This window comes from Erythrobacter insulae, assembly GCF_007004095.1.
GTDB lineage: Bacteria > Pseudomonadota > Alphaproteobacteria > Sphingomonadales > Sphingomonadaceae > Erythrobacter > Erythrobacter insulae.
In genome coordinates this window covers 741,734-757,355 of the sequence record NZ_VHJK01000001.1, presented here as the reverse complement: position 1 = coordinate 757,355, position 15,622 = coordinate 741,734, and the positions used below count along the sequence as shown (strand labels likewise).

Annotated in this window: 17 protein-coding genes and 1 tRNA gene; 2 read left to right on the top strand and 16 right to left on the bottom strand. The window is 55.1% G+C overall.

Annotated elements, in window-relative coordinates; translation table 11 throughout:
• Positions 1-9: 9 nt before the first annotated feature.
• The 16 genes from FGU71_RS03640 to FGU71_RS03565 all read right to left on the bottom strand — a co-directional run bounded on the left by FGU71_RS03640 (position 10) and on the right by FGU71_RS03565 (position 13,760).
• Positions 10-1,221 carry an alginate export family protein gene (locus FGU71_RS03640; RefSeq protein WP_142787296.1) on the bottom strand — a complete coding sequence of 404 codons (1,212 nt, stop codon included), beginning with the start codon at positions 1,219-1,221 and terminating at the stop codon, positions 10-12.
• Positions 1,222-1,375: 154 nt separating this feature from the next.
• Positions 1,376-3,076 carry an ABC transporter ATP-binding protein gene (locus FGU71_RS03635; RefSeq protein WP_142787295.1) on the bottom strand — a complete coding sequence of 567 codons (1,701 nt, stop codon included), beginning with the start codon at positions 3,074-3,076 and terminating at the stop codon, positions 1,376-1,378.
• Positions 3,077-3,086: 10 nt separating this feature from the next.
• The gene (locus FGU71_RS03630) at positions 3,087-4,157 is read right to left on the bottom strand and encodes an ABC transporter permease (protein WP_142787294.1); all 1,071 of its coding nucleotides are present in this window, start codon (positions 4,155-4,157) and stop codon (positions 3,087-3,089) included.
• A 60-nt stretch (positions 4,158-4,217) separates the two neighbouring features.
• Complete coding sequence (locus FGU71_RS03625; protein ID WP_142787293.1) at positions 4,218-5,645, bottom strand: CmpA/NrtA family ABC transporter substrate-binding protein; 1,428 nt, start codon at positions 5,643-5,645, stop codon at positions 4,218-4,220.
• 201 nt (positions 5,646-5,846) lie between these two features.
• Positions 5,847-7,055, bottom strand: a complete 1,209-nt coding sequence (locus tag FGU71_RS03620) for an ABC transporter substrate-binding protein (protein ID WP_142787292.1) — start codon at positions 7,053-7,055, stop codon at positions 5,847-5,849.
• Positions 7,052-7,633 (bottom strand): ANTAR domain-containing response regulator, encoded by a 582-nt coding sequence (locus tag FGU71_RS03615; RefSeq protein ID WP_142787291.1) that lies wholly within the window; start codon positions 7,631-7,633, stop codon positions 7,052-7,054. Before FGU71_RS03615 ends, FGU71_RS03620 begins: the two co-directional genes overlap by 4 nt.
• Before the next feature lie 22 nt (positions 7,634-7,655).
• A complete protein-coding gene (locus FGU71_RS03610) occupies positions 7,656-7,931 on the bottom strand; it encodes a hypothetical protein (protein WP_142787290.1) in 276 nt (91 codons plus the stop codon).
• A gap of 232 nt (positions 7,932-8,163) precedes the next feature.
• Positions 8,164-8,550, bottom strand: coding sequence for a hypothetical protein (locus tag FGU71_RS03605; protein ID WP_142787289.1), 387 nt, complete (start codon positions 8,548-8,550; stop codon positions 8,164-8,166).
• Between the two features lie 22 nt (positions 8,551-8,572).
• Entirely contained in the window at positions 8,573-9,106 is a 534-nt protein-coding gene (locus tag FGU71_RS03600; RefSeq protein ID WP_142787288.1) for a hypothetical protein, read from the bottom strand.
• Between the two features lie 163 nt (positions 9,107-9,269).
• On the bottom strand, positions 9,270-9,512 hold the full coding sequence (locus tag FGU71_RS03595; RefSeq protein WP_142787287.1) for a hypothetical protein: 243 nt from the start codon (positions 9,510-9,512) through the stop codon (positions 9,270-9,272).
• A gap of 188 nt (positions 9,513-9,700) precedes the next feature.
• Positions 9,701-9,886 (bottom strand): hypothetical protein, encoded by a 186-nt coding sequence (locus tag FGU71_RS03590; RefSeq protein ID WP_142787286.1) that lies wholly within the window; start codon positions 9,884-9,886, stop codon positions 9,701-9,703.
• On the bottom strand, positions 9,873-10,622 hold the full coding sequence (locus FGU71_RS03585; protein ID WP_142787285.1) for an RHS repeat-associated core domain-containing protein: 750 nt from the start codon (positions 10,620-10,622) through the stop codon (positions 9,873-9,875). Before FGU71_RS03585 ends, FGU71_RS03590 begins: the two co-directional genes overlap by 14 nt.
• Positions 10,623-11,244: 622 nt before the next feature.
• Positions 11,245-11,535, bottom strand: a complete 291-nt coding sequence (locus FGU71_RS03580; protein WP_142787284.1) for a hypothetical protein — start codon at positions 11,533-11,535, stop codon at positions 11,245-11,247.
• Between the two features lie 7 nt (positions 11,536-11,542).
• Positions 11,543-12,385: an RHS repeat-associated core domain-containing protein gene (locus FGU71_RS03575; protein WP_142787283.1), complete on the bottom strand. Its 843-nt coding sequence runs from the start codon at positions 12,383-12,385 to the stop codon at positions 11,543-11,545.
• Positions 12,386-12,582: 197 nt separating this feature from the next.
• Positions 12,583-12,670, bottom strand: a tRNA-Leu gene (locus tag FGU71_RS03570).
• 109 nt (positions 12,671-12,779) lie between these two features.
• Positions 12,780-13,760, bottom strand: coding sequence for an MJ0042-type zinc finger domain-containing protein (locus tag FGU71_RS03565; protein WP_142787282.1), 981 nt, complete (start codon positions 13,758-13,760; stop codon positions 12,780-12,782).
• Between the two features lie 166 nt (positions 13,761-13,926).
• Here FGU71_RS03565 and ftsE point away from each other — a divergent pair, with 166 nt between their 5' ends.
• Complete coding sequence (gene ftsE, locus FGU71_RS03560; protein WP_142787281.1) at positions 13,927-14,664, top strand: cell division ATP-binding protein FtsE; 738 nt, start codon at positions 13,927-13,929, stop codon at positions 14,662-14,664.
• Positions 14,661-15,617 (top strand): cell division protein FtsX, encoded by a 957-nt coding sequence (locus tag FGU71_RS03555; protein ID WP_234035627.1) that lies wholly within the window; start codon positions 14,661-14,663, stop codon positions 15,615-15,617. The genes ftsE and FGU71_RS03555 overlap by 4 nt, the downstream gene beginning before the upstream one ends.
• Positions 15,618-15,622 lie beyond the last annotated feature (5 nt).

Here is a 15,622-nt window from a genome sequence, read left to right as displayed (position 1 = left end):
TCCTTCGCATCAAAAACTGATCCCAGCCTGCAAAGTGAAGCGGGTGGTGTCGACGCCGAAATCGTTAGCGCGGTAATCACCCAGCTTCGCCAAAATGGCCACTGGACCGGCCTTGAAGGTCACGACGCCATCAATTTCAGTGCCGTAGTCGATCCCGCCGAAATCGCTATCGAACTGATGAAAGCCAACAAAGGCGTTGAACGTAGTCAGTCCAGCGATCGTGATTTTCTTCCCAACACGAATGTTGGTGTCTCGCAGGCCAGTGGCTGGGGTCACCAAAAACAGATCAGCAAAACCGTTGAATTTATGCGCGGTTGAAAGAGGCGTCTGGAATGCGGCGACACCGTTATCGCTGCCCAATTCTTCATATTGGGCGCGGATGGTCCAACCACCTTCAGTGACAGTGACCTCGCCGACCTTATAACCCGCGGTGTAGCCAACCGGATTGTCGCCCGCGTCAGACTGAGTTGCGAGCCCAGCTCTGAGCTTAATCTTCAATGGTCCTGCCGGGATGGTGCCCGAAGCCTCGCCGCCCAATGTCTGGCTGGAGAAAGCGAGGCGGGTGTCATAATCAACCGTGTATGAGTAGGCGATGGCGTTGACAGCCTTTAAGTCTACTTTCCCGTTGAGGAAGATGAAATCGCCGTCGAAAAACCGGTTCGGGCTTTCACTGCCAAAAATTGTCCGCTGCGAGATGGCATATGTTGCATCAAGTGAAACCGGCCCGAATTTTGCGGTGCCGCGCACTGCATCGAAGGTCTGCTCATTCTGGCGCCAGCCAACATTACCAACGAAGCGCTGATCATCTAGAATAATCCGCTGCCGGCCAACTGTGACACCAAAACTGTCGCCGTTATAGGCGAGTTGGAGACGGTTAAGGTCAAAGCTATTTGGGTCAGCAATCACTGGGAAAGGTTCGATCCCGTTGCTTGGAATTGTGTCGTTGAAGTCATCGACAAGCGCACCAGTGCCTTCTGCCTCAGCCAGGATAGAGAAGCCGCCCTTTTTTAACTCTGCACCTGCCCGTGCGCGGACGGTCACTGAAGTCGCATTTTCCTCAAAAGTCGGCTGGTCCGCTGTCTCAACCCGAAAAAGCACGTCCAATATTGGATCAAGCGTCACGCCTTCGCCGACCGCAACCGGGTCAAGCGGTCCGGCGAAAGCCGGCGCAGCCGACGTAAGAGCAGTGGTCAGAACGATAAAATGAAGTGTGTGGCGCATTAAAAACCTCCCTGGGCGAGCACAATCCCTGGCCCGCGAAATGGAACTTGGAAGGCGAGCGCCGTTGCCCGCGAGGTGCGACCGATTTGGCCGCGCGATAGAGTGGCTTAACAGACCAAGCGTCATTGCTTGATCATCACCAGTTAGGTTTCGATCAGGCCGCTTTTGCTTTCGGACCGTGATCATATTCAGCCAGAAAGTGCAGCACTTCCTGACGGTATTGATAAAACTTTGGATGCTCGAGCAGCGCCTTGCGATCACGTGGCCGCGGCAAATCTACATCGAGTATCTTGCCGATGGTTGCGCGCGGGCCGTTGGTCATCATCACCACTCGGTCTGCCAGCAGGATCGCCTCGTCCACATCATGTGTGACCATGATCGCGGTCACTTTCGTGCGGTTCCAAGTTTCGACCAGCACATCCTGTAAATCCCAGCGGGTCAGACTGTCGAGCATCCCGAATGGCTCATCGAGCAGCAGCAGGCGCGGGCTAAGCGCAAAAGCGCGGGCGATGCCGACCCGCTGGCGCATACCGTTAGACATTTCAGCCGCCAGCTTGTCCTTCGCATCGGCGAGGCCGACGCGTTCCAGGTAATAATCTACGATATCGACCCGCTCTGATTTGGCCGCATGCGGATAGACCCGCTCCACACCCAGCGCGACATTCTCGCGCGCGGTAAGCCATGGCATGAGGCTCGGCGCTTGAAACACCACCGCCTTGTCTGGCCCGGCGCCGGTGATCTCACGATTGTCGAGCACGATCCCGCCGCCGCTGATCTCATTGAGGCCGGCCGCCATCGTCAAAACTGTCGATTTACCGCAACCAGAGTGGCCGATCAGCGAGATAAACTCACCTTTATCCATTAAAATGTTGAAATCTTCGACGACCTTCAATGGGCCTTTGGGGGTCGGATACACCTTGTCGAGTTTGAAGAATTCCAGATAGCGTTTCTCAACCGCCGATTGTGCTGCATCAAGATAGGCCCTTGGCAGCTCATTTGCCTTTCCAGGTGCAAGATCAAGCGGTGTCACATTGGGCAGATCAATCGCGGTTTCTCCTACAGAGCCGCTTTGATCATTGAGCGAGGCAAGATAGCCAACGATCTGCTTGCGCAGGGTTTGATAATTAGCATCATCATTGATCGCCTCCCGGTCGCGCGGGCGAGCCACATCGACATCAAAAATTTGCCCGATCTTGGCGGATGGCGCGGGGGTCAAAACAGCGATCCGATCCGCCAATAGCAAGGCTTCGTCAACGTCATTCGTAACGAGAAGAATGGTGCGGCCCTCTTCCTTGCGAATGCGCTCAATCTCGTCCTGAAGTTTGGCACGCGTTAGCGCGTCGAGAGCAGAAAGCGGCTCATCAAGCAGCAGAATTTCGGGCTCCATTGCCAAAGCACGGGCCACCGCAACACGTTGACGCATACCGCCCGAAAGCTGCGCGGGTTTGCGATCCATCGCATGATCAAGGCCAACCAATGCGACCTTTTGCTGAATTAATGCCTCGCGCTCTTCCTTGCTTCGATCCTTGTGCACTGTATCAACCGCGAGCGCGACGTTCTGCTCAACGCTCAACCAGGGGAAAAGCGAGTAAGACTGGAATACAAGGCCACGCTCGCGATCTGGCCCATCAATCTCTTTCCCGCGCAGGCGCATCGAGCCGCTATCGGGTTTTAACAAGCCAGAGATCAAATTGATCAATGTGGTTTTGCCTGCGCCAGAGAAACCAAGGATGGCAACAAACTCGCCTTCCTCCATGTCCAAGTCGATACCGCCCAATACAGAAGTCACTTCGGCGGTTTTCGCGATGTAGTCCTTGCGGACATTCTTAAGCGATAGGAATGGTATGTCAGTCATCTGTGCCCCCTCAAACCGTGCGGTTTTTTGAAGCGAGCGACTGGAGCATCATCATGATCCGGTCGAGCAGGAAGCCGATAAGGCCAATGACGATCACAGCGAACATGATACGTGCAAGACTTTGCGAACTGCCATTCTGGAACTCGTCCCAGACAAATTTACCAAGTCCTGGATTTTGCGCGAGCATCTCTGCTGCGATTAGAACCATCCAGCCGACACCCAGCGACAGGCGCATGCCGGTGAAGATATAGGGCAAAGACGCAGGCAGGATGAGTTTTGTCAGCTTATCAAACCAGCCCAGGCGCAGAACCTTGCCCACATTTAGCAAATCCTTGTCGATAGAGCTTGTGCCGATCGCGGTATTAATCAGGGTTGGCCAAAGCGAACATAGCATCACCACCAGAGCCGAAATCACAAACGCTTTGGGGAGCAAGGGATCAGCACTGGTGATCATGGCGGAGATCACCATGGTCACAATCGGCAACCAAGCGAGCGGGCTAACCGGCTTCATGATCTGAACTAGCGGATTGATCGCGGCGTTAAACCGGGTCGAAATTCCTGCCATAAGTCCAATCGGAACGGCAAAAACTGTCGCTAGTATAAAACCCAAAGCTACTGTTTGCAGCGATGTGATGATCTGATCGAGGAATGTTGGCGGGCCTGCATAATCAAAATTGCGAACCGCCGCCTCGTTCCCTGCCGTAATCGCCGCCGCATTGTTGGCATCCTGCTTCTCATAAAAAGCGGATTCCGCCTCCATTGCGGCGGAGTATTCGGTGTAGAGGCCGGCTCCTGCCACTGCGACCTCCGCTGGCCCTGGCAAGGAGCCAAGCGACGTATCTACCTGCGGTGCAAGCACCGCCCAAACTGCTAAAAAGCCGAGGATCCCAACGATCGGCCATAGCAGCGTGCTGGCGATCCCCATTAGCCGTGCGACCACCGCATTGGGCTCTTGTACCAAGCCTTCGGCTGACTGGGACGATGGTTTGTCACTTGCCTGTGTGGCGGTTGTGACAGCGTCCCTTGCGCTTTCGTCAGTTGCTTTGTCAGCGTCAGTGGGTTCAACAAATGCGGTGGCCATTTTGGCGCTCCTGTGGAGGATTTGGAGAGAGTGTTAGAGAGCCATCAAGGGCGCGGGCGATCAGCTGCCTGAGACACCGGCAGCTGTCACGCGTTGGCCCTGTTTCAGACCAATCGGGAACTTTCCGAGATACTCATTAGGCTTAGACCCATCATAAATGATGCCGTCGATGAAGCCCATTTGCTCGCCGCGATAGCCATCAGTTTCAGGCACACTGTCTGCCGGGATCACGCCATCTTCTACAAGCTTGTTGGCTGCGGCGAGATAGAGGTCCGGACGATAGACGGCTTTGGCAGTGTCAAAGTACCAATTGTCGTCTTTGTCTGCGGCAATCTGCCCCCAACGGCGCATCTGTGTAAGGTACCAGATCGCATCCGAGTAATAAGGGTAACCCGCATATTTATTGAAGAAGATGTTGAAGCCTTCCGCCTCGCGTGTGTCGCCCGGCTCGAAAGTGAACACTCCGGTCATCGAAGCAGCGATTACTTCGGCATCTGCACCGACATAGTTTGGACGCGATAGGATCTCCACTGCTTCTGCCCGGTTGGCACCACCATCGGTATCAAGCCACTGCTGCGCTTTAATAATCGCGCGCAGCATCGCGGCGGTTGTAGCCGGATATTTCTCGGCAAAGTCTTCCCGCAGGCCAAATACTTTTTCTGGGTTATCATTCCAAATCTGGTCATCGGTGATTACTGGCACGCCGATTTTCTTAAACACGGCCGCCTGGTTCCATGGCTCCCCGACGCAGTAGCCTTCGATGGTTCCGGCTTCGAGTGTTGCGGGCATTTGTGGAGGAGGCGTTACAGAGAGTTTCACGTCGGCGTCGATCACGCCTTGTACGTCCCCGTCTGAATAATAGCCCGGCTTTAGACCGCCAGCGGCAAGCCAATAGCGCAATTCATAATTGTGGGTGCTGACAGGGAATACCATGCCCATGTTGAAAGGCTTTCCCTCGGACTCAAACTGCTCGACCACAGGTTTGAGATATTTGGCTGAGATTGGATGTTGGGGCCGGCCATCCGCCATTTTGGGCAGATCGGGTTCGATCATATCCCAGACCTTATTCGAGAGCGTGATCGCATTTCCATTGAGGTCGAGGCTGAGCGGCGCAATCAAGTCAGCTTTGGTGCCATAACCAATCGTGGCTGCGATGGGCTGGCCTGCTAACATATGCGCACCATCCAATTGGCCGCCAATCACTCCATCAAGCAGAACTTTCCAGTTGGCTTGTGGTTCAAGGGTTACGTTGAGGCCTTCCTCTGCAAAGAACCCCTTTTCCTTAGCGATAGCGAGAGGTGCCATGTCGGTCAGCTTGATGAAGCCGAGCGTCAGATTGGCTTTTTCGACTGCGCCATCGAGGTTGGCAGCTGCCACGGTTCCGCCTGTCTCATCAGGAGATCCGCTGCAACCCACCAAAGCCGCACTTGCAAGCATGGCTGCAAGCACGCCGCGCCGGTCGAATGAAAAACCCCCGAGAATTGCCATCGTGTATGTCCTTTCGCTTGTGCAACGCAAAAAAGCCGCCACGACGCACCCCTTGAGAGGGCGATCGGGCGGCATCGTTGCCACACAAAATTACTAGTTTGAAGGTAACCGCATTTCTTTCCAACGCTGGAAAGCGGCTATAAGCAATTTTTGAATAGCCGATTCGCTAGGGCAGCGCAATCGGAAATTTGCAGTGCAGCATTATTTCTGCGTTGCAATATAATCCTGCAAATGATCGGGATCAAACGGTTCATGGTCAAAAAATGTATTGTTTTCCATTGTGATAGAGCCGCGCTGCGCAGAGGCAGTTAAAGGTGAAGAAACACTCCCTTCGACTTTCGAGCTGGCACTAGGCAGAGGTTCATCGGTTGCTTGCAGTGCAGCACGGTAAATATCGGGTCGGAAAACGCGCGCTGCTGCTTCGGCGTCTTGCGCAGAATATTCGAGGCCGTCCCAACGCACCAATTGGCTGTACAACCATTCCGCCTGGCTCACCCAGGGGAAGTTGGCGATCTCGCGATATTGGAACATGAAGTCGCGATACTCCTGTGGTGGGTCGCCTGCACGCAGAACCAAGCGGTCAGAGATTGCCCGCCGCACAAGCTCAATCGGAGCGTCGCAATATTCCGGGCGGGAGAGGATTTCGGCGTTGCAATCCCATTGCTCGGGATCGACAAAATGAGCACCCGCCTTGCACATCGCCCTGATCAATGCGGCAATCGCTGTCTTATTTTCTTCCAGCCGATCTTCGCGCAAAGCGAGCACTTTTTCGACACCCCGCCGCCAGATCTGAGCGGTGGCCAGAACGATCTGTCCCGCCCCCTGCTCAACAGCGATACTGTTCCACGGTTCGCCCACGCATGATCCGTCAACCTCACCAGCGGCGATAGCATCCGCGCTGAATGGCGGAGCAATCGTCACAATTTCCAAGTCCTCATCAGGCCTGATACCGCAGGCCGAAAGCCAATATCGCAGCATGTAATTGTGACTCGAATAGCGATGCACAACGCCAAAACGCAGCTTTCGACCCGAAGCGGACGCTTTGGCGGCGACATCTTTCAATCGTTCCCCGATCTCAGCGGGATCGCCCAGAGTTCCATCTGCACCGATAGCCTTAGCCAGATCGTTCGAAACGGTGACGGCATTACCATTCAATCCGAGCACGAAAGGCGCGGCAAGCTTTTGCGCGGGCCGCCCTCGTCCCAATGTCGTCGCGATCGCCAATGGGGCGAGCATATGGGCTGCATCGCTATGACCATAAAGCAGCCGATCCAGCACAGTTGCCCATGATACATCGCGGACAAAGGTCAGGTCCAGGCCCTCTTCTTCGGCAAAACCATGCTCATGCGCAAGGATGGGTAAACACGCATCGACCAGCGGCAAAAACCCGATTTTGAGCTGCATAGTCATTGGCCGTCTCCCATCATTTCATGTGCGGTAACAATCGCCTCTGCAATGTCAGCAATTCGGCGGTTGGATGACATCGCCTTTTGCCGCAGTTCCCTATAAGCGGCAGGCTCGGACACGCCTTTCCGGTCCATCAGGATGCGTTTGGCGCGGTCTACTGTCTCGCGTTCTACGAGCTTGTCTTTGGCTTCGGCCAATTCGGCCTCAAGCCGGGCGAAGGCTTGAAAGCGGCGCATTGTCATCTTGAGAAGCGGCTGGATACGTTTGGCGGCAAGACCGTCTACAACGTAGGTTGAGACACCAGCATCGATAGATGCTGCGATCGAGTCGTCGTCGCTTTCATCAACAAACATCGCAATCGGATGGTCAAGCGCGCGGCTGACAGCGAAGTACTCTTCGAGCACATCGCGCGAAGGGTTTCCAAGGTCCATGAAAACGATGTCAGGTGCGATTTCGGCGATCTTGGCCAACAATCCGTTGCGCGAAGTGAGCGTGAAAATCTCACAATCCTCGAGCGATGTAAGGCCTTCCTCAATAATCGAGGCACGCGGCGCGCTTTCATCGATGATGGCTATTCGCATAGCGCTCTATTGCAATGCACAATTACATGACTGCAAGTAAAAAGTGGCTCTGAAAAATGGGATTTCGGAAAGTGCGGCTGCTTATCGAAAAGGTCAGGCGGATTTGGCTGAACACGAGGGACAGAGACGCTGTAAAGTGAAATTTGTACAGGCGTTCGTCCAGCGGATCGTCGGCTTTCATGTCCAAGCCGTGGATATAGCGCCGCAGCATTGCGTGCGCGCTGTTGTACTCAGCCACCAGCGCGTTGGCATCGTGAACGAAGCGCTGCACGCCCAGCGCTCCGCCCGGTTGCAACATGTTGCAACACTAACCTACTAACATTGCGTCATAACCGCGCTGCCCACGCCTCGTTGCAACCCGTTGCAACTTTTTCGGGCACCCATTCGGCGATCGCAAGCCTCTGGATTTGCTCGGGTATCTCGTTGCAACAAAACACGGGGTCTACCGCATAGGGTGTGCGCCCCAAGGCTTCCCACATGGCTTGGCTCGGTTCGGTGAAGGAGTGGGTTCGTTCAATGGAGCGATAGAGTCAGCTTATGAACGGAGCGCAGGTCTTTAGCGTGTCGGTGCCCTCACGCTTCGTTCTGAAAAACAAAATTCCTGAGCTATAGTCAATTTCCCACTGATAAATGCCCCACGGTGTATCATTGGACACGATTGAAGTGCCTGTACCCTCTCTAGGAAATTCGAACGAAATATCTCCGCTATGAAAGCATACGGCGTTGTCTGCCTCGCAATCGAAGTTGCCACTCATAACAACGTCACCGAGGACAAGAACATTACGTTCACGATCAAAAAAAGCATCATCTAAGCGCGATCCATCGAGAGAACAAAAGTAAGCTCGATCTGATTGAGCGGTCGTGCAACCCAACAGCAGGAAGAATGCTGCAACCGCATTTGTCAGGTGGAGCTTCATGCTGACCCGGCGTTTCAATTCTCTAGAAAGCACTGCCTAGCCTCGTTCTTACCAATCGCTGTGCTCTACGTTGTAGCGCAGCATGGCCTGCCGGGTCATTCCTCAAAGTTCCCACCTGAAAATGCAAGCTCTCATGAGTGAGAATAACGGCCAAATTTCTGAAGTTTGAATATTGGGAACCCGCAAAAAAAGAGTGCCGTCTGCCCGTGATTGACACCCAGCGATCTGGAGGGGTGATCTGCGCACAAGCAATGACCGCGTTTCCTCCACAACCGGGATAGTTTCCTGAGAACCAGCTGTCGCGATGCGCTTCAATTCTGGAGAAATCTCCCCAATTGATATCACTACCGTAAACGCCACCGACAAACTGGCTCACGACGCTGACTGCGGTTTTTTCAGACAAGGAGGCAGTACCGGTCACTGGCTTCCCATAATCTGAAAAATCTGCACCATCATTCGCAACAATTGCAGTGCTAAAGTCGTCGCCAAGGTCGTTCAGTTCACCTCTGGACAAGTCATCTTCGCCGTCGTCATCAAAGTCAGCGTCCACGGTCACGCAAGCCCCTGCCGACCTAATCCGCGAGCCCGTGGTCACCGTGCAGACTTGCGCCATTCCCGTCGGATCGATTCCATTAATCGGATCATTTGCGACATAGGCGTAGAGGTTGAACTGATCCTCATACCCGATGGAATTTTCTTTGCTTCTTACGCAGGCATTTTCAGGGTGCCTGGCCCTTTTCTCTCACACGCTGACATGCTTGAAGCCAGACATCCCAGGTACTCTCATCAGATGGAAAGCCCCCGGGGATCAAGCCTCGATGAGTATCGTTGTAAAGGTTCGACAAACCTTCGGAAGACCCCACTAAAGAACCGTAGTTGAGCGAGATAAATTCACCAATTGCATCATAGGCTTCAAGCAGACTTATCTGCTGAGCAGCGCAATCAGGTTCAAACTCTTTCATAAGATAAACTCCTATTGCGGCGGGAACCTTGAATGAAGATTTCGCGATGCATTCTGGATCACACCTCCTCGGACACTTACCCATATCTCAGTACCATCCGGCATCGTACGCCAATACTGTCTTCCACCACCCTGTGGTGACGGAGCAGAGCGATGTGGGGGATGGAAACGCGCAAACAACGTGGAGCATTAGCCAATTTGCTCTGCAATCGTCAGAGCGATTGAGGGTTCGTCAACCTCCACTCGGCGCAAAATCTCAGCCAAGCGAGATCGATCACCGTTTTTGACCGCCTCGTCGAATGCCGAAAGTAGACCGCAAACGAACAATCGCTCGTTGACAGTCATACCCTTCAACTTGTCATTATCGTCGCTCATCGAATGGCTCTCGATCAATTACCTGTATCTGTTCCGTCGGACTCGGGACGAGAATTTCGGGTGCTCCTCCACGATTTCCGTCTAGTGGCAAAGCCGGACGAACCGTAATGCCTGTTGAGTCAACAAGTCTACCAATTGTCAGATTCTCAGCGGTATTTACATCAGGCAAGCCGAGGTTGTCACGCGCATCAGGAAGGACACGTGGATCAATCGGGGTCCAAGAATGTCCGTTTGGCCCGCTTCCGCCACCCCAAACTCTGTAGACGGTTACGCCCTCATGCCGCTTTTCTACATCAGTCTGTGTGACTGGAACCGGGACGCTCCGATCTCTGGTATCTGTGCTGTTGCCATTGTAGACCGCCACCGCCGCATTCCAGACAACGACTGCTCCTTTAGCTGCCTGAGCAGCAATGTAGCCGCCTAGCGTATTGGTTTGCCAAGTCACCGTACATCTTTGCTCGTTACATGAGCTGGTAGGTGGCGCAGTCGTCTGCATCCCTGTCGGATCGATTCCATTAATCGGATCATTTGCGACATAGGCGTAGAGGTTGAACTGATCCTCGTATCCGATGGGATCGGTCTGGAGGAACCTGCTGAGTTTGTAGGAGTAGATGCGCGCCTTGTAGTAATACATCTCCAGCTCAGGGATCCACAGTTGCCCTGTATAGCGGAACCGCCCTTTGGTGGAGATGTCGGTCGATGCCGCGCTTGCACAACATGGACAGGAGAGCGCCAACGCCGCCTGATCCTCTCTCAGCCGCCCTCAGAGCGGCCTGACAGCGCGGGAACGACAACAGCGGCCGGGAGCATACTCGCAGCCCCTCGGCGGAGCCTTTTGGCGGCTCTAGATGGGTCGAGACACGCGCGCCTTCCCCAAGGCCGATCCCGCAGCGCCAGGCCGCGCACGGCAGGGAGCGGGAGCGAGCGAGGACGCGGACGCAGCGCAAGGAGCATCGGGCGCGAAGATTTGCACTATAGAAACCCAAGCAAATCTGTCTCAAAAATGAGACTCGGCGGGACGCCATTGGGGGCGATTTCACGCACTCGATCGCATGGGGCGGGCCGCAACCCTGCGGGCCAAAGTGACTCAGTCGAGGCGCGGGAGATTGACCAACAATCGCAACGGCTTCAAACGCCACCGGCCCACTCTGTGCCGCTATCTGGGCACCGGGTCACGACTGGCACAGAAGATGCCATCCGCCAAAATCAGCTATAAGCCGCTGATCTAAATCACATTCATCAACAGCAGGCGCTGCGTACGGTGTGCGCCCTAAGGCTTCCCAAATTGCCAGAGGCCGATCCAGAGAATGAGTCGGACCGTTCAATTGGGCACATTGACCGCAATGCCGGGAAGCAATCTAGCTAGAATGCTCTTGCGGTTTGAGTTCAGTCCAATCGTTCTTTAGGATTACGGTCAGCTCTGCATCACCAATATCAATGAAGCTGACGCCATCGAGATGGCAGTGCTTACCGTCAATTCCTGACCTAGCTAGGTCCAAGAGCTGCCTGCACAGCTCTACAATGGCTAGCTCGTTCATTTGCAAATTGAGAACATTGCCTTGGAGGTTTGAAGAAACAATCGATTCCCCGCCATCACTTAGAGAGTTTTCTTCAATAACCCTGATTTGAGAGACAATTTCGTCGAGCATCTGGCTATCAATCCTTCAAGAAGATGTGTTTATTGTTGAGGCTTCTAAACCGTCGCCGTCCGTTGAACTTCCTCTGTGTGAAGCCCCGTTCAACGTTGATATGAGGCGCGCCTGCGTGGTTATTTTCTGGAGCGAGATCAGTATCGGTCATCCGAACCAAAAACTCCTCATTCTCCGATAAGAACACGCCATCGGCTATTTCCGTTGGATTATCTCCCAGCACATTGGTGGCCGCATCAAGCGCTTCGTCCGTACTTAACTCCATCCCATCTTCAAGCGACCGGAATGCATCACCCTGCGGGTCTTCAACAATCCCGAGAGCATTGCCGACCGCTTGAGCAGCTTCGCCAAGCATCGCTGTCGTCGTATCTCTCGTTCCTAGAACCTCATCCGCGACTCTCTCAGCGAGATTTTCGGCACCTTGCAGATCAACCTTGTTGTCATCTGGGCAGTCGTTGTCTTCACACATCCCGCTGAAGTCAATGCCATTAACCGGATCATTCCCGACATAGGCGTAGAGGTTGAACTGATCCTCGTATCCGATGGGATCGGTCTGGAGGAACCTGCTGAGTTTGTAGGAGTAGATGCGCGCCTTGTAGTAATACATCTCCAGCTCAGGGATCCACAGTTGCCCTGTATAGCGGAACCGCCCTTTGGTGGAGATGTCGGTCGATGCCGCGCTGTCGGGGATGCCGAACGCGTCGTAGGCGTTGATCGCGGTGGCGGTGCCGCGATAGTTGGTCACGGCGACGATCGAGCCGCGCGGGTCGGCGTGAGGTGCTGGCACGACCTGTAGGCGTTCGGCAAAGGTTCGCTCGATTTCGGAAAATACTGACCCAGCGGCGGTCACATAATGCGGTCAACCCGGCTTAAGCACTCGATCCCGAATGGCCGTTCGTGGACAGCAAGTTCTACCAAATCACTGGAACATGGCAGCACATGTTAGGCAGTTGCGACACATGATTTGAGGTGGGCCGGGGTGCGGGGGTGAGCCGTGTTTCAGGACTCTCCATAAACCCTTGGAATCTGGATATATTCTAAGATAATTGGTGCGGTCGAGAAGACTCGAACTTCCACGGGATATTATCCCACAACGACCTCAACGTTGCGCGTCTACCAGTTCCGCCACGACCGCACTCTGAAACAGGGCTAGAACCAAATCTTTGCCCTTGGTAGGAGCGCGCCACTAGCAAGGGGCATCATCAGGCGCAAGGGCTTTGACGCGTCGGCGCAAAGAATGCTTATCAGGTGGGGGACCAACCGATTTCGGCTTCGGTTGCAGATGGCGGAATATCTGCAATCGCTTCTGTCACATTCAGGCTTTCACCTGGCGCCAATTCACGCTTAGACGGCACGATGATCCAATTGCCGACATTTCGGTCGCGCTCATCGCGGAACACAACCAGCAGAGTGGGCACCGATACGGTTTCACGGCCTGCATTGTTGATTGTCCCGCGCACACGGAAAATCTCTTCGCCGGTCTCCAGCGTTTCGGTGCGCTGCTGCGCGCTCGGAAATTCAAGGGTTAGATCAGGTTTGCCAATCCCGAATGTCGGGCGCTGCAGGGGAAACCAATCGGGCAAGCCGTAATAGTTTACCGCAACAACGGTACCTGTGGCCATCAAAGCGAAAGCGGCAGCGGCGATGGTCCACATTTTGAGTGGGTTTCGGCGTGCGCGAAACGGTGGGACGTAATCGAACTGCGATGGCTCATCATCGTAATCACCGTCACCGAATGCGTCATCCGAAACAGTCTGCTCGGCCAACGGGTCGGCATCGCGTTCAAAAGCGTTCGAAACCGGAGGAGTATCGTCGGAAAGATCCGGTGCGGCCGATTTGTTTGTGCCGGAATTTCGTGCGCCGCCCGCATCGGTTTTTACAGCGTCTGCGGCAGCAGGTTTGGAACTTTCCAGATCGGTCTTGTCAGAGGTGCGCCAATGGCTGATCGAGGGGCCCGCGCTGGCATCGTCCGTTTCCTCAGCCGCAGGTATATTCTTGGTGGGCCGCGGAGCTGGCTTTGGTGATGCCGGAGCCGCTTGCGGAGGAGCCGACGCGCGCGAGGCCTCAGGCTGCGCTTTTGCGCTGGGTGCGGTGCTGGCGGCTTCATCCGGGTCCTGAAACCAGCTGTGTTTGCACTTTGCGCAGCGAACCGTGCGGCCCTCTATACCGATGGCGGCATCAGGCACGACATAGCGTGTTGTGCAGGCAGGACAGGAAATAATCATTGCGTAATTGGCAATAATGAAGGTGCGTAAGCGCACAAGGGTACTCTGGCCTGATCCTCGTAAATGAGCGCTTTTTTCCACATTGCCGCGCACTTAATGGGGTTTGAGCGGTGAAATCGGCCAATGTGAGCTTTCCCGCAGCACGGCCCGCTGATAAGCCGAGCCCATGAACGATCGTCCCAGTGAAATAGTAAAATTCGACAATGTCGGGCTGCGCTATGGCACCGATCCCGAAGTGCTTAGCGATCTGAGCTTCACTCTGTTTCCTGGCAGTTTCTATTTCCTCACAGGCGCTAGCGGTGCCGGCAAGACCAGCCTTTTGAAACTGCTTTATCTGGCCCAGCGCCCTTCGCGCGGCGCAATCCGCATGTTTGGCAACGATATGATCACTTTGCCAAGGGAACGCTTGCCGGATTTCCGGCGGCGGCTGGGCGTGGTGTTTCAGGACTTCCGTCTGGTTCAACACCTATCTGCTTTTGACAATGTCGCTTTGCCTTTGCGGCTTGCGGGGGCCAGCGAAACCAAAGTGATCAAAGCCGTATCGGATATGCTTGATTGGGTCGGGCTGTCGCACCGGGCGCAGGCTATTCCGGCGACGATGTCGGGCGGAGAGCAGCAACGCGTCGCAATCGCCCGCGCTGTGATAGCGCGCCCGCAAATGCTGATCGCGGATGAGCCGACGGGTAACGTCGATCCTGAAATGGCGCTCAAATTGCTTCGCCTGTTCGAAGCGTTGAACAACCGTGTCGGGACAACGGTTGTGGTCGCGACACACGATGTTCACTTGCTGAAAAAAGTGCCGGATTCGTTGATCATGCGATTGAACAAGGGGCGACTATCCGACCCAACCGGCGCGCTGCGGTTTCCGCCGCGCCCCGATAATGCCGGGCGAGGCGGAAGATGAGCGCACCGCCACTTCCCGAACAAGCGGCCGATGACAGCCGCAAGATGTCCGAACGTCGCCAACCTTCGAAACTTCGCGGCGGACTGGCAGCGCGCCTGTTGCCGCAAACCAAATTCGGCGGTCCGATACCGTGGGTGATTGCCATTCTAATCGCGCTCGTGGTGATTGCTGCGGCGGGCGGGCTTTCTCTTCGAAATCTTGCGGAGAATGCAAAAGCGGATTTATCAGGGGCACTGACGATCCAGATTATAGAGGCCGACGCCGAAGCACGGCAGGCCGCAGCCGGCCGCGTCGCCAAGGCTTTGACCGGCGAGCCTCTGGTTACATCGGTCAGAATTGTGCCCGAGGCAGAGCTTAATGCTCTATTGGAGCCATGGCTGGGTGCAGCCGCCGGTAGCGAAGATGTCCCGATCCCGGCGCTAATTGACGTCGAATTGACCCGGAGAGCATCCGCCATTGAGATCACCGAATTGCAGGGCAGGCTTACTGAAACTGCGCCGAGCGCCCGGGTAGATGCCCAGTCCGACTGGCTAAAGCCGGTGTACGATGCCCTTGCGGCGCTGCAATATCTGGCGCTGGCTTTGATTGCGCTGGTCGGCCTAGCAACCGCTGCCGCCGTTTGGCTGGCGGCGCGCAGCGCCTTTTCCAACCACAGGGAAACTGTCGAGGTGATCCATTTGCTGGGCGGCACGGATGCGCAGGTCACACGTATTTTCCAGCGTTCGGTGGTTCGCGATGCGGCCTTTGGTTCATTCGTCGGCTTGATATTGGGGGTTGCAGCAGTGTGGCTGCTGGGGCGGCAATTTGCTGCGCTCGACAGCGGAATGGTCGGTGGCGGCGGATTGGGCCTGGCCGACTGGCTGATAGTCGCCGCTATACCGGTGGCAGGTGTATTGGTTGCTCTTTTGACGGCGCGGATCACTATTAAGCTCGCTCTCAGGTCGATGCTGTAATGGCA